Here is a 13,922-nt window from a genome sequence, read left to right as displayed (position 1 = left end):
CGGGACGGACTGCGCCGCCTCACCGATCGCGGATCGGCGGGCGGCGCAGCATCGGGAACGGGTGCTAGCCGGCGCGGTTGACGACCGCGGCGAACGCCCCCGACGGGATGGCGGTCCCGGAGCCCAGCGGAGACACCACGCCCACCGTGGAGGGCGTGTCCCGGTCGACGGACCAGTGGTGCAGTCCGGCGAGGCCCTGCGTCTTCACGAAGGCGGCGATCCTCTCGAAGTCCGCGACGGAGGTGACCTCCTCGGTCACGTCGTTGACGCCGATCATCGCGGTCAGCTCGAGCTTCGAGTAGGGGACGCCGTGCTTCTCGTGCACGTTCCGAGCGGCCTGGATGGCGGACGCCCCCATGTCGGTCCTGCCGGTCGTCGAGTCGATGACCGCGTTCGCGGCGGTCGGCAGACCGTAGTCCATGGCCATCAGGTTGACGGTGTAGTGCTGCACGCCCGAGGCCTTGATCGCCTCGACGGTCGTGACTCCGACGTCGGTCAGGCTGTACCTCGATCCGTCCGACGCCGCCGCGGTGGGCAGGGTGAACTGGAACCGGAGGTCCGGGTACTTCACCTCGGCCACGGCAGCGGCATCGGCGAGCTCCCGGATCTGCGCGGCGGTCTGCCCGCGCTCGATGTCGAAGTCGATGCCGATCAGGTTCTTCGAGGCGTAGCGGCTGATGAAGGAGTCGAGCTGCGCGGCGTTCGTGGTGAACACCGCCGAGGCTCCTCCGGTGGCGAGCACGTAGTCCACGTCCGCCGCGACCAGCTGGTCGATCGAGCTGCGGAACTCGTCCGCCGTGACGCCCGCCCAGTTCGGGGCGTCCCCGGTGCCGGAGGCGAAGGCGAGCGTGACCGCGCTGCTGCCGGTCCGGCTCGCCCAGGAGTCCGGACCCACGAGGGGGACGATCCGGCCGTCGACTGCGGTGCGCAGCTGGTGGGTGTTCCAGTCCATGTTGATGGTGATGTCCTTGTAGCCGGAGCGCAGGACGGCGGGGGACGTTCCGGTGACGGGTGCCGCGGCGCCGGGGGCCTTCGCGGGATCCGTGGCGGCCGACGGCGCCGGCGTCGGCGTCGGCACCGCCGTCTTCGCGGGGACCGGAGTCGTCGTCGGGGCCGGAGTCGAGGTCTGGGCCGGACTCGAGGTCGGGGCCGGAGTCGAGATCGGGGCGGGGGCGACCGCGCTCGCGGGCTGCCACACCTTCCCGGACCCGATCGCTCCGGACTCGGTGCGGGGGTCCGCGCCGCTGGTCCACCAGCCGGCGGTGTAGAGCTTGCCGTCGCGCACGACCTGCTGGCCGCCGGTGTACGTCGCCGACGCACTCCACGCCGCGACGCCGGGGAACGGGTTCGACGCGGCGGCGGCCGGAGCGGGCACGGCGGCGGGCGCGGGCGCGGCGGTCGGCACCGCGGCGGCAACGGGCACCGGGGCGCGCACGGGGGTCGGCGTCGACACGGGAGCGGGCGCGGCGGTCGGCGTCGGCGCGGGCGCCTGCGTGGCGGACGGCGCACTCGCGCCGGTGGCGGGCTGCCAGACCCTGCCGGTCCCGACCGGTCCGGAGACCAGCAGCGGGTCCTCGGCCCGGGTCCACCAGCCGGCGGTGTAGAGCTTCCCCTGGCGGGTGACCTGCTGCCCGCCCGTGTAGATCGTGGTCGCGCTCCACTCCGGGGTGGCAGAGGACGCGGCGGCGGCCGCCGATGCGACGGGGGACGGGGTCTGAGCGAGGGCGGGTCCCGCCCCCAGAACAGCACCTCCCGCCAGGAGCCCGAGGGTGGTGAGCCCGGCGATCGTGCAGCGGATGCGAGTGCGCACTTCAGTCCTCTCGATTCGGTGAAGAGACTCGGAGACCGAGCCAGGTCGGAGAATCGCACGGCTGTCCCGACCCCGCCGTCCTGGCGCGGGACCTGGCGCACCACGTCGTCAGCGGGAGGGACGACTCCCCAGCTGCTCGCTGCGCCGCCAGAGCCACTCGACCGGGCCGACAGCGAAGCGGCGGAGCCAGAGATGCGCGGCGAGCACGACGATCGCCGCGATCAGGACGAACGCGCCGATCGTCACCGGCACCCGCCACGGGGCTGCGGAGACCGCGAGCCCGAGACCCCAGCCGTAGAACAGAGCGCCCCCGAGCAGGTTCTGCAGAAGGTAGGCGCTCAGAGCGACCCGGCCGACCTCGCGAGCGCGACGCGCGACCCAGCCGTCGCTCCCCCGGCGCAGGCCGAGCTCGGCGAGGAGGGCGAGCAGTCCGAGCGCCACCAGCGGAGCGACGAGGTAGCGCTCGGCCAGCAGACCGGCCGCGCTCCCGGTGAGTCCGAGCGCCAGATCGACCGGAGCGGCGACCGCACCGACGACCATCAGCCGCCGCCGCAGCAGTCGCCCCTCCTCCGCGAAGAGGCCTGCTCGCAGCAGCTGGGCGCCGAGCAGGAACATCGCCAGGCTGAGGACGCCGATCAGCACGGGTTCCGCCCGGAAGACTCCCGCGTTCTGCAGCCGGAAGAGGGCGAGGCCGAGGAAGGAGGCGTTCGCGTACGGGCTGCGACCGGTGGGACCCTGACCGGCGGCACCGGGCTGCGTCGCCACGAGCGCCACGAGCGCCGAGATCAGCAGGACGTGCAGCGCGCCGAGGAGGATCACCGTGCGCCGCTGCGTCCGCGGCCGGGTGAGCAGCAGCCAGGCCACCACCGCTCCCGTGACCGCGTAGCCCATCAGCACGTCGAACTCCGCGATCAGCACGTAGTTGACCGCGCCGTCGAGCAGGAGCAGCGTCGCCCGCCAGAGGTAGCGGCCGGGCCAGCGTCGCCCCCGGCCGACCGCGGACGCGTGCTGGATCGCCAGCCCGATGCCGAAGGTGAGCGAGAGCAGGGCGAGGAACTTCCCCTGCGCCAGAGCCATCAGCACCAGCTGCACGGTCTGCGCGCCCGGGGACGTCCCGGCCGTCACCGGCTCGCTGAGCATCCCGAGCAGTCCCCAGGGGTGGGAGAACAGCCAGATGTTGGTGCCGAGGGTCCCGATGATCGCGACGCCGCGGACGACGTCCAGCGAGTCGATGCGCGCTCTCGCCGTCTCGACGGCGGGCAATACAGTCGTATTGGTCATGGTCGAGAGCGTAGCCTGCTCGAGCGGACGGATCGAGAGGAGCGCACGTGGCCGATCGGCGCGAGAGCAGGAGCGACATCCTCTCGGCGGTCGTCACCGTCCTCTCGACGCGCGGGGCGGATCAGCTCAGCATCCGGACCGTCGCCGCCGAAGCAGGCGTCTCAGCGGGCGCCGTCCAGCACCACTTCCCGACGAAGCAGGCGCTGCTGACGGGCGCGATGGCAGCGGTGGAGGAGCGGTTCCGCCGGCGGATGCTCGACCTGCGGGAGGAGGAGCCGTCGGCGGACGCTCGCCTGCGCGCCTTCTGCGAGGCGATCGCCTGCGTCGAGGACACCGATGTCCCCGACGCCGTCGTCTGGACCGCGTTCGCCTCGCGCGCCGGCACCGACCCGGAGATCCGCGCCCTGCACACCGCCGGCTGGTCGCGCACGGAGGACGTCGTCCTGGAGCTGCTGCGCGCCGCGCACCCCACCGCGTCGCTCAGCCCCGACGACGCCGCGCTCCTCCTCGCCGTCCTCGACGGCATCGCCGTCGCCCGTGCCGCCGAGCAGCCGACCCGCCTCTCCCCCGCCCGCGCCCGAGCCCTCCTCACCCGCACCCTCACCCTGCTGATGCCCTGACCCCCCCTCGCGAGATGCCACTTGAGCCCGCTTCCCCCGGCGTGTCGCGTACCCAACTGGCATCTCGCGACCCGTCACGCCCTCGCACCCACCAGGAGCGAGCACCCTCCAGGCAGAGCGCGCGATCGAGAATCGCGTGCCAAGCGATTCGAGACAGCGCGACGCAACCCGCTCTACGGGACCTACCACGTCGACAAGCCGACAGCGCTGAGCCGCACAGGGGGCGGCTCAGAATTCGACACCGCTCGCGTGCCAGCGATTCGAGACAGCGCGACGCGACCCGCTCTGCGGAACGGACCACGTCGAGAAGCCGACCGCGCTGGGCCGCGCGGGGAGCGGCTCAGAAAGCGGCACTGGGTTGATCCGCCTATCGGCGGATCAACCCAGCGCCCGCTCGATCTTCGCCGTGATCTCGGTCTGGTCGAGGTAGTTGTCGATGACGACGACCTCGGCGAAGGTCTTGCCGATCCTGTCGATCAGCTCGCTGGAGGTGAGGATGACCTGCGCGTCGGCGGCGAGGGCGTCGACGGAGGCGAGGTCGGAGGCGACGACCTCGGCCTCGAGGTCGAGGGCTTCGAGGGCGCGCTCGGCGCCGAGCTTGAGGATGGCGGAGGTGCCGATTCCGGCGCCGCAGAGGGTGACGATCTTCATGCGCTTCTTCCGTGGTGCGGGGTGTCGTCGGTGAGGACGGCGTTGATGCTGCGGACAGTGCGGGCGGCGGCGAGGGCCGCGACCGCGTCCGGCTTGCTGAGGACGTCGGCGAGGCCGGAGACGAAGCCGACGTGGCCGTGCGCCTGGGTGGCGGCGATGCCGATGACGACCGAGACCGGGTCGTTGGTGCTGTGGCCGAAGGCGACGGGCTCGGCGAGGGTGACCACCGAGATCCCGTCCTCGAGCACGTCGTTGCCCGGGCGGGCGTGCGCGAGGGCGAGGCCGGGGGCGATCACGATGTAGGGGCCGAGCACGTCGACCTGCTCGACCATCCGGCGGGAGTAGGCGGGGTCGACGGCGCCGCTGCGCTCGAGGGCGCGGCCCGCCTCCATGACCGCCTCGCGCCAGCTGGCGGCGGGGTGGCGCAGGGCCACCGCGGCGTCGGAGAGCGGGTCGAGGGGCATGCTCAGGCCGCCTCGAAGCCGGCGCTGATGGTGTCGATCAGCTCGCGGCGTTCGTCCAGCGGCAGGAAGCTCGCCTCGGCCGCGTTGACCTGGAACGCCTCGAGGTCGTCGAGGTCGTAGCCGAACGCGTCCGAGAGCAGCGCGAGCTCGCGGCTGAGCGTCGTGCCGCTCATCAGCCGGTTGTCGGTGTTGACGGTGACGCGGAAGCCGAGCTGGTAGAGCAGGTCGAACGGGTGGTCGGCGAGCTCGGTGCCCCACGCGGCGATCGCCCCGGTCTGCAGGTTCGAGGAGGGGCTGAGCTCGAGCGCGATCCGCCGGTCCTTCACCCACTCGGCGAGCTCACCCAGAGTCACGTAGCTGGCGTCGTCGTCCTGGCGCTCGACGCGGATGTCCTCCGCGAGCCGGACGCCGTGGCCGAGGCGCAGTGCCCGGCCGTCCAGAAGCGCCGAGCGGATGCTGTCGAGGCCGTCCGCCTCGCCCGCGTGGACGGTCGTCGGGAAGTGCGCGGCGGCGAGGAGCTCGAACGCGGGGCGGTGCCGCGACGCGGGGAAGCCCGCTTCCGCACCGGCGATGTCGAAGCCGATCGCGCCGCGCTCGCGGTGGCGCAGGGCCAGCTCGGCGATCTCGAGCGAGCGGTCGGTGTGCCGCATCGCGGTGATCAGCTGGCCGACGCCGAGGCGGGAGCCGTGCGCGGCCGCCTCCTGGACGCCCTGCTCGAGTCCCTCCTGCACGGCCTCGACGGCCGCGTCGAGGGTGAGACCGGCGCGGAGGTGCTGCTCGGGCGCCCAGCGGATCTCGCCGTGCACGACTCCGTCGGCGGCGAGGTCGAGCACGAACTCGCGGGCGACGCGCTCGAGCGACGAAGCGGTCTGCATGACGGCGATCGTGGTCTCGAAGGTGGCGAGGTAGTCCTCGAGCGAGCCGGAGTCCGCCGTCGTCGTGAACCACCGCTCGAGGGCCTCGGGGTCCTCGGCGGGGAGGGCGACGCCGGTCTCCGCGGCGATCTCGACGATCGTCTCGGGGCGGAGTCCGCCGTCGAGGTGGTCGTGCAGCGACACCTTGGGCAGGTCGTCGATGAGGATGCCCTCGCCCGGGAGGAGGTACTCCTCGTGGCTGCTGCCGATTTCGGTGCTGTCGGTCACGGTGCTCCTCCGGTGGGACGACGGTTCGCCGACCACCTTACGGTGCCACCCGCGCCGGCCTCCGCCGAGTCCACCACCCCGTCCGGGTCAGGCAGGGTGCGCGCGCAGACCGGGCCACCTCCGGCACGCGGAAACAGCTCCGGCACGTCGAGATCTTCGGATTCCACGAGCCGGGGCCGGTTCCACGAGCCGGACATCCACTCGGCTCACCTCCGGCACGCGGAGTCACTTCCGGCACGCCTGAACCAGCGGATACCACGAGCCCGGGCAGGTTTCACGAGCCGAAGCTCCTCTCTGCTCACCTCCGGCACGCGGAAACAGCTCGGGCACGGCGGAACCTTCGGGTTCCACGAGCCCGACTCGATGGGACGAGCCGGACCTGCACCCGGACCACCCTCGGCACGCTGAAGCAGCTCCGGCACGCCCTGACCAGCGGAGTCCACGAGCCGGACTCGACTCCACGAGCCGGACGCCCGCCCCACCCCCGGCACGCGGAAACAGCTCCGGCACGCCGGAATCCGTGGATCCGACGTGCCGGAGGCCGTTCCGCGAGCCGGAGCTCGACCCGAGCGGCGGCGAGGGTCAGGCGAGGCGCTCCGCCACCAGTGGGCCGCCGTCGAGGACGGCGTCGCCCTCGTCGCCGACGCGGTACGCGCCGTCCAGCGCCTCGAGCGCGCGGGAGAAGCGGGACGGCTCGTCGGCGGAGAGCGTGAAGAGCGGCTGACCGGCGCGGACCCGGTCGCCGGGCTTCGCGTGCAGGTCGATGCCGGCGGCGTGCTGCACCGCGTCCTGCTGGCGCGCGCGCCCCGCGCCGAGGCGCCAGGCCGCGATGCCGAAGGGCAGCGCCTGCTGCTCGACCAGGACGCCGTCGCGCTCGGCCAGGACGACGTGCGTCTCGCGGGCGACGGGCAGCGCACCGTCCGGGTCGCCGTCCTGGGCGCGGATGACCGCCCGCCAGGTGTCCATCGCCGCGCCGCCGTCGAGCGCGCCCTCGACGTCCGCGTCGGGCTGCCCGGCCAGCGCCAGCATCTCGCGGGCGAGCGCGAGGGTCAGCTCGCGGACGTCCGCGGGGCCGCCGCCGGCGAGCACCTCGACGGACTCGCGGACCTCGTTCGCATTGCCGATCGCGAGGCCGAGCGGCACGTTCATGTTGGTCAGCAGCGCCGTGGTGCGGACGCCGGCGTCGTTGCCGAGGTCGACCATCGCGCGGGCCAGCTCGCGCGAGCGCGCGATGTCGGTCATGAACGCGCCGGAGCCGAACTTGACGTCGAGGACCAGGGCGTCGGTCCCCTCCGCGATCTTCTTCGACATGATCGAGGAGGCGATCAGCGGGATCGCCTCGACGGTGCCGGTGATGTCGCGCAGAGCGTAGAGCTTCTTGTCGGCTGGAGCGAGCCCGGAGCCCGCAGCGCAGATGACGCCGCCGACGGTTCGCAGCTGCTCGAACATCTCCTCGTTGCTGAGGTCCGCGCGCCAGCCCGGGATCGCCTCGAGCTTGTCGAGCGTGCCGCCGGTGTGGCCGAGGCCGCGACCCGAGAGCTGCGGCACCGCGACGCCGAAGGAGGCGACCAGCGGCATCAGCGGCAGCGTGATCTTGTCGCCGACGCCACCGGTGGAGTGCTTGTCGACCGTCCGCTTGCCGAGACCGTCGAAGCTCATCCGCTCGCCGCTCGCGATCATCGCGAGGGTCAGGTCGCGGATCTCGTCGCGGTCCATCCCGTTGAGCAGCACGGCCATCGCGAAGGCGGCCATCTGCTCGCCCTGGACGTAGCCGCGGGTGTAGGCGTCGATCAGCCAGTCGATCTGCGCGGTCGAGAGCGTGCCGCGGTCGCGCTTGGTGCGGATGACGTCGACGGCGTCGAACGCCTCGACGGGGGTGGACGGGGTCATGCGGGGTCCTCGGTTCAGGAGTGGGAGCGGGAGGCGGCGGCGCGGCACGGCCGCGGAGGGCGGGCTGCACCGCGGACGGCGACGGGGCGGGACTACTCGGCCGCGTACGCCTCGAGGGTGCGCGGACCGAACGCGTCGGGGATGACCTCGTCGATCGTCTTCACGCCCGACACGGTCTGCAGGAGCATCCCGTCCGCGGAGTGCTCGAAGAGCAGCTGACGGCAGCGGCCGCAGGGCATCAGCACGCCGCCCTTGCCGTCGACGCAGGTGAAGGCGACGAGCCGGCCGCCGCCCGTCATGTGCAGCGACGACACCAGCGCGCACTCGGCGCAGAGGGTCAGGCCGTAGGAGGCGTTCTCGACGTTGCAGCCGGAGATCACCCGGCCGTCGTCGACCAGCGCCGCGACCCCCACGGGGAACTTCGAGTACGGCACGTAGGCCTTGCCCATCGCGTCGAGCGCGGCGGTGCGCAGCGCGTCCCAGTCGATGTCGGTCATCGGATCCGTCCTCACGATTTGAGATAGGGCTTGCCGGCGGCGGCCGGCCCGCGGGACTGCCCCACCAGGCCGGCGACCGCGAAGATCGTCACCACGTAGGGCAGCATCAGCATGAACTCGCTCGGCACCGGCGAGCCGATGACGCCGAGCACGTTCTGCAGGTTGGTCGCGAAGCCGAACAGCAGCGAGGCGAGGGTGGCCTTGATCGGGTCCCAGCGGCCGAAGATGACCGCCGCCAGGGCGATGAAGCCCGCGCCCGCCGTCATCTCCTTGCCGAAGGCGCCGACCGCGTCGAGCGTGTAGTACGCCCCGCCCATGCCCGCGATCGCGCCGGCCAGCGAGACGTTCCAGAACCGCGTCCTGGCCACGTTGATGCCGACGGTGTCCGCGGCCTGGGGGTGCTCGCCGACCGCGCGGAGCCGCAGGCCCCACTTCGTCTTGAAGAGCCCCCACCACACCGCGAAGATCGCGAAGTACATCAGGTAGACGATGATCGTCTGGTTGAACAGCACCGGTCCGAGGATCGGCACCTGGCTGAGCCCCGGGATCGGCAGCCGGTCGAACTTGACCGGCGAGTTGAAGACGGCGGCGTCGCTGGTCAGCACCTGCGAGTAGAGGAAGCTCGTCAGCCCCGTCACGAGGACGTTGAGGACCACGCCGACGATCACCTGGTCGACCAGGTACTTGATCGCGAAGGCGGCGAGCACGAACGAGACCAGCACGCTCGCGATCATCGCCGCGAGCAGGCCGAGCACCGGCTGGCGGGTCAGCGAGCCGACCATCGCCGCGGTGAAGGCGCCGGCGAGCAGCTGGCCCTCGATCGCGACGTTGACGACGCCGACACGCTCCGAGATGACGCCGCCGAGCGAGCCGAAGATCAGCGGGGTCGCGAGCCCGACGGTGCCGAGGAGCAGCCCTGGCAGCGGCAGGGTCGCGCCCGCGGACGCCCAGACCAGGAAGCCGACCAGGAAGACGAGCGCGAAGAGCGCCGAGAGCCAGAGCGGCAGGCGGCGGGCCGAGCGGGTGAACGCGACGGCGACCGCCGTCAGACCGACCAGGACGACCGCCACGACCACGCCGGTGGCGCGGGTCGGGAACGGCAGATCCGGCAGGGCGAAGAAGTCGTTGCCGGAGGCGAGGCGGAACGAGCTGGTGCCGTCGCGGCCGAGGGCCACGAACAGGATCACGGCCAGCAGCGAGAAGATCCCGAACGCGATCGGGGCCTTCCAGCTGCGGACGGCGACCCGGGACGCGGTCCCGGGGGCACGGGAGACTGCGGTGGTCATGCGGACACCTCCGTGGTGCGGCGCGTGCGGCGCTTCGGGGCGACCCCGGGCGTCGGGAGGCGGAAGATCGCGCGCACCAGGGGCGGCGCGGCGATGAAGAGGACGATCAGCGACTGCACGACGAGGACCACGTCGATCGGCACGCCCTCGGCGGCCTGCATCGAGTAGCCGCCGGCCTTGAACGCGCCGAAGAGGATGCCGGCGAAGAACACGCCCCAGGGCCGCGACCGGCCCAGCAGCGCGACGGTGATCGCGTCGAAGCCGATGCCCGCGTCGATCCCGGAGGTGAAGCCGGTGGTGACGGTGCCCATCACCTGCGCGCTGCCGGCCAGGCCGAGCAGACCGCCGGAGAGCAGCATCGCGTACACGTAGCTGTTCTTGACGTCGATGCCGGCGACCCGGGCCGCGTGCGGGTTCTCGCCCACCGCGCGGAACTTGAAGCCGATGCTCGAGCGGTTGAGCAGCCACCAGACGAAGACGGTCGCGAGGATCGCGACGACGAAGCCGAGGTTCAGCGAGTAGCCGGAGCCGAGGAGGTCGGGGAAGACCGCGGTGTCCTTCATCCCGGGCGACTTGGGGTTGTTCGAACCCGGCGCCTGGAGGGCCCCCGGCGTGCGCAGGAGGTAGGAGACGAAGTAGAACGCGACGTAGTTGAGCATGATCGTGAGGATCACCTCGTGCGCGCCGGTTCGCGCCTTGAGCAGGCCGACGAGCCCGCCCCAGAGCGCACCGCCCAGGACGCCCGCGGCGAGCGTGATCACCAGGTGCACGCCGAACGGCAGGTCGAAGGAGAAGCCGACCCAGCCGGCGCAGGCGGCGGCGATCAGCATCTGGCCGCGTCCGCCGATGTTGAAGAGCCCGACGCGGAAGGCGAGGGCGACGCCGAGGCCGCCCGCGATCAGCGGCGTGGCGAAGGCGAGGGTGTCGGTCAGCGGCTTGATGCCGTTCGCGAAGCCCTCGCGGCGGAAGTTGTAGACCGAGCCCTGGAAGAGCGAGGAGTACGCCCCCGCGACCGACTGCCAGATCGCCTGCAGCGTGTCGAGCGGCCGGGCGAAGAAGTAGCCGGCGGCCGACTGGACCTCGGGATCGGTCGCGGCGATCAGCACGCCGCCCGCGATCAGCGAGAGCAGCACGGCGAGCACCGACATCAGCGCGGTGCCGGAGAGGATCTCGCGGAGGACGCGCGAGGCTCCGCTCTCGATCGGACCGGGCCGCGCCTCCTGACCCGGCTTCTGGCCCGGCTCGAGACCGGTCGCCCTCTCGGACTCGGCGTCCGGATCGACGGCGGGCAACTGCGCGTCGCTCATGCGGCCGCACCCTTCTCGGCGGGCGACTGCCCGGCCATCATGAGCCCCAGGGTCTCCCGGGGAGTGTCGGCGGGGACGATCCCGATGATGCCGCCCTTGTACATGACCGCGATGCGGTCGGCGAGAGCCGCGACCTCGTCGAGCTCGGTGGAGACGACGATGACGGGCACGCCGGTGTCGCGGGTCTCGACGATGCGCTTGTGCACGAACTCGATCGAGCCGACGTCGATGCCGCGGGTCGGCTGGGCGGCGATGAACAGCCGCAGCTCACGGCTGAGCTCGCGGGCCAGGACGACCTTCTGCTGGTTGCCGCCGGAGAGCCGGCCGACGTGGGTGGTGATGCCCTGCGCGCGGACGTCGAACTCGCGGACGCGCTCCTCGGCGAACGTCTCCAGCGCCTTCAGCTGCAGGCCGAGGCCCTTGACGAAGGGGCCGCTGTCGCTGCGGTCGAGCATCAGGTTCTCGGCGATGGTGAACTCGGCGACCAGGCCGTCCTCGGTGCGGTCCTCGGGGACGAAGCCGACGCCGGCGTCGAGCACGCGGCGGACGGAGAGGCCGTCGAGCCGGCGGCCGTCGAGGGTCACCGTGCCCTCGACGCGCTCCTGCAGGCCCATGATCGCCTCGGTCAGCTCGGTCTGGCCGTTGCCCTGGACGCCGGCGATCGCGAGGATCTCGCCGCGGCGGACCTCGAACGAGACGTCGTCGACGACGGCCTGCCCGTTCGCGTCGCGGACGGTGAGGTTGCTGACGACGAGGGCCTCGTCGCCCGCCCGGGCCGGCTCCTTCTGCACAGTGAGCTCGACGGCGCGGCCGACCATCAGCGAGGCCAGCTCGGCGTTGCTCGCCGTCGGCGAGGCCTCCCCCACGACCTGGCCGAGGCGGATGACCGTGATGCGGTCGCCGACCTCGCGGACCTCGCGCAGCTTGTGCGTGATGAAGACGATCGCGGTCCCGGAGGCGCGCAGCTGCCGCATGATCGCGATCAGCTCGTCGGTCTCCTGCGGGGTCAGCACGGCGGTCGGCTCGTCGAAGACGAGGACCTTCGCGTCGCGGGAGAGCGCCTTGATGATCTCGACCCGCTGCTGGACGCCGACGGGCAGGTCCTCGACGATCGCGTCGGGGTCGACGTCGAAGCCGAAGCGGTCGGAGATGTCGCGGACGCGGGCGCGCGCGGCGGCCAGATCGAGTCGCCCGCCCGACTTCGTCTCCTCGTGGCCGAGCATGACGTTCTCGGCGACCGAGAAGACCGGGACGAGCATGAAGTGCTGGTGCACCATCCCGATCCCCGCCTTCATGGCGTCGCCCGGGCCGGAGAAGCGCTGGACCACGTCGTCCAGCAGGATGTCGCCCTCCTCCGCCTGGTACAGCCCGTACAGGACGTTCATCAGCGTGGACTTGCCCGCGCCGTTCTCGCCGAGGAGGCAGTGGATCTCACCGGGTTCGACGGTGAGGTCGATGTGATCGTTGGCCACGAGAGCGCCGAAGCGCTTCGTGATGCCCCGCAGTTCGAGCTTCATGGGTCCAATCTAACTTTCGGTGCGGGCTGCCAGCGCGCGGGAGCCGGCGGGACAGCCGACGAGAGGCCGGTGGGCCCGAGCAGAACTCGGGCCCACCGGCCTCTTCGTCAGTGCGCTGCGATCGATCCGGGGATCAGGACGCGGCGGGAGCGGACGGCGACTCGACGGTGATCGAGCCGTCGATGATGCCCTCCTTGATGGTGTCCAGCTCGCCCTGCAGGTCCGCCGAGACCTTCGACTCGAAGTCGTGGAACGGCGCGATGCCGACACCGTCGTTCTCGAGCGTGCCCACGTACGGGGTCGCGTCGAAGGCGTCGGCGCCCGCGGTGGAGGTGACGTCGGTCGTGCCGGCCTCGATGCCCTTGAGGATCGAGGTCAGGTACAGGTCGCCGCCGTCGGGGTAGGTCTCGTACAGGTCGGCGTCGACACCCACCATGGCGATCTCCTTGCCGGAGTCGCGGATGGCCTCGATGGCCGACTGGAAGATCGGGCCGCCGACCGGGAGGATGACGTCGGCGTTCTGGTCGATCAGGGACTGCGCGGCCGACTTGGCCTCGACACCGGCGGCGAAGCCTCCGGTGAACGAGCCGGTCTGCGCGGCGACGTCCCAGCCGACGACCTTGACGTCGGTGCCCTTCTGCTCGTTGTGGTACGCCACACCGTCCGCGAAGCCGTCCATGAAGATCGTGACGGTCGGGAACTGCTGGCCGCCGTAGGTGCCGACGACGCCCGTCTTCGAGTACGACGCCGCCGCGTAGCCGGCGAGGAACGCCGACTGCGAGGTGTCGAAGGTGATCGGCTTGACGTTCGGCAGGTCGATCGACGCGTCGTCGATGATGGCGAAGTCGATGTCGGTGTTCTCCTCCGCCGCGGCCGAGGTGGCCTCGGCGAGGGCGAAGCCGACGGTGATGATCAGGTTGCAGCCCTGGTCGACGAGGCTCGTCAGGTTGGGCGCGTAGTCCGTCTCGGACTCCGAGGTGACGGTCTTCGGGGTGACGCCGAGGTCCTCGGACGCCGCGACCAGGCCGTTGTAGCCCAGCTCGTTGAACGACTTGTCGTCGAACCCGCCCGCGTCGGAGACCATGCAGGGCAGGAAGTCGCCACCGGCGGCGGCGCTCGAGCCGCTCTCCTCGGGGGCGGAGGCGCAACCGGCGAGAAGCGCGGTGACGCCCAGAGCGGCGAGACCGCCGAACGCGGCCTTACGCGTGGTGATAGTCAAGATTCGTCCTCCAAGATTCGGCCCCGCGCGCACGATCGGCACTGCAGGGCATCGATGACCTCACGTTACCCAAGGTGTCGGAACGCTCAGCCGCCGCGGAGGGCCAACTCGGGAAGCGTTACACAGTGTTGATCTTGGGGAGGAGCCGCAGGCGGCTCCTCCCCCGCGGTCGGCCACCAGGAGTGGTGCGTTCCGCAGAGCGGGTCGCGTCGGGCTGGCCGGAATCGCTGGCACGCGA

General features: G+C 71.8%; 12 protein-coding genes. 1 reads left to right on the top strand and 11 read right to left on the bottom strand.

What is annotated here, in order from left to right:
- Positions 1-64: 64 nt before the first annotated feature.
- The gene (locus tag C1I64_RS02230; RefSeq protein ID WP_127886068.1) at positions 65-1,810 is read right to left on the bottom strand and encodes a carbohydrate-binding protein; all 1,746 of its coding nucleotides are present in this window, start codon (positions 1,808-1,810) and stop codon (positions 65-67) included.
- Between the two features lie 108 nt (positions 1,811-1,918).
- A complete protein-coding gene (locus C1I64_RS02225; protein WP_127886067.1) occupies positions 1,919-3,091 on the bottom strand; it encodes a DUF418 domain-containing protein in 1,173 nt (390 codons plus the stop codon).
- Between the two features lie 47 nt (positions 3,092-3,138).
- Here C1I64_RS02225 and C1I64_RS02220 point away from each other — a divergent pair, with 47 nt between their 5' ends.
- Complete coding sequence (locus C1I64_RS02220) at positions 3,139-3,711, top strand: TetR/AcrR family transcriptional regulator (RefSeq protein ID WP_127886066.1); 573 nt, start codon at positions 3,139-3,141, stop codon at positions 3,709-3,711.
- Positions 3,712-4,089: 378 nt separating this feature from the next.
- Here C1I64_RS02220 and C1I64_RS02215 read toward each other — a convergent pair whose 3' ends face one another.
- From C1I64_RS02215 to C1I64_RS02175, 9 genes are all read right to left on the bottom strand, one after another.
- Positions 4,090-4,362, bottom strand: coding sequence for a PTS sugar transporter subunit IIB (locus C1I64_RS02215; protein WP_127886065.1), 273 nt, complete (start codon positions 4,360-4,362; stop codon positions 4,090-4,092).
- Positions 4,359-4,826: a PTS sugar transporter subunit IIA gene (locus C1I64_RS02210; protein WP_127886064.1), complete on the bottom strand. Its 468-nt coding sequence runs from the start codon at positions 4,824-4,826 to the stop codon at positions 4,359-4,361. Before C1I64_RS02210 ends, C1I64_RS02215 begins: the two co-directional genes overlap by 4 nt.
- Positions 4,827-4,828: 2 nt before the next feature.
- Positions 4,829-5,950, bottom strand: coding sequence for an adenosine deaminase (locus C1I64_RS02205; RefSeq protein WP_123445389.1), 1,122 nt, complete (start codon positions 5,948-5,950; stop codon positions 4,829-4,831).
- Between the two features lie 600 nt (positions 5,951-6,550).
- Positions 6,551-7,858: a thymidine phosphorylase gene (locus C1I64_RS02200; protein WP_127886063.1), complete on the bottom strand. Its 1,308-nt coding sequence runs from the start codon at positions 7,856-7,858 to the stop codon at positions 6,551-6,553.
- A gap of 92 nt (positions 7,859-7,950) precedes the next feature.
- On the bottom strand, positions 7,951-8,355 hold the full coding sequence (locus C1I64_RS02195) for a cytidine deaminase (protein WP_123445294.1): 405 nt from the start codon (positions 8,353-8,355) through the stop codon (positions 7,951-7,953).
- Positions 8,356-8,366: 11 nt separating this feature from the next.
- On the bottom strand, positions 8,367-9,641 hold the full coding sequence (locus C1I64_RS02190; protein ID WP_123735200.1) for an ABC transporter permease: 1,275 nt from the start codon (positions 9,639-9,641) through the stop codon (positions 8,367-8,369).
- Positions 9,638-10,948: an ABC transporter permease gene (locus C1I64_RS02185; protein WP_127886062.1), complete on the bottom strand. Its 1,311-nt coding sequence runs from the start codon at positions 10,946-10,948 to the stop codon at positions 9,638-9,640. The genes C1I64_RS02190 and C1I64_RS02185 overlap by 4 nt, the downstream gene beginning before the upstream one ends.
- On the bottom strand, positions 10,945-12,465 hold the full coding sequence (locus C1I64_RS02180; protein WP_123445291.1) for an ABC transporter ATP-binding protein: 1,521 nt from the start codon (positions 12,463-12,465) through the stop codon (positions 10,945-10,947). Before C1I64_RS02180 ends, C1I64_RS02185 begins: the two co-directional genes overlap by 4 nt.
- A 133-nt stretch (positions 12,466-12,598) precedes the next feature.
- A complete protein-coding gene (locus tag C1I64_RS02175) occupies positions 12,599-13,684 on the bottom strand; it encodes a BMP family lipoprotein (protein WP_123445290.1) in 1,086 nt (361 codons plus the stop codon).
- Positions 13,685-13,922: the final 238 nt, after the last annotated feature.

This window comes from Rathayibacter festucae DSM 15932 (assembly GCF_004011135.1).
GTDB classification, from domain to species: domain Bacteria; phylum Actinomycetota; class Actinomycetes; order Actinomycetales; family Microbacteriaceae; genus Rathayibacter; species Rathayibacter festucae.
Note: the sequence above shows the minus strand (reverse complement) of the source record. Positions and strands in the feature narration are given on the sequence as shown.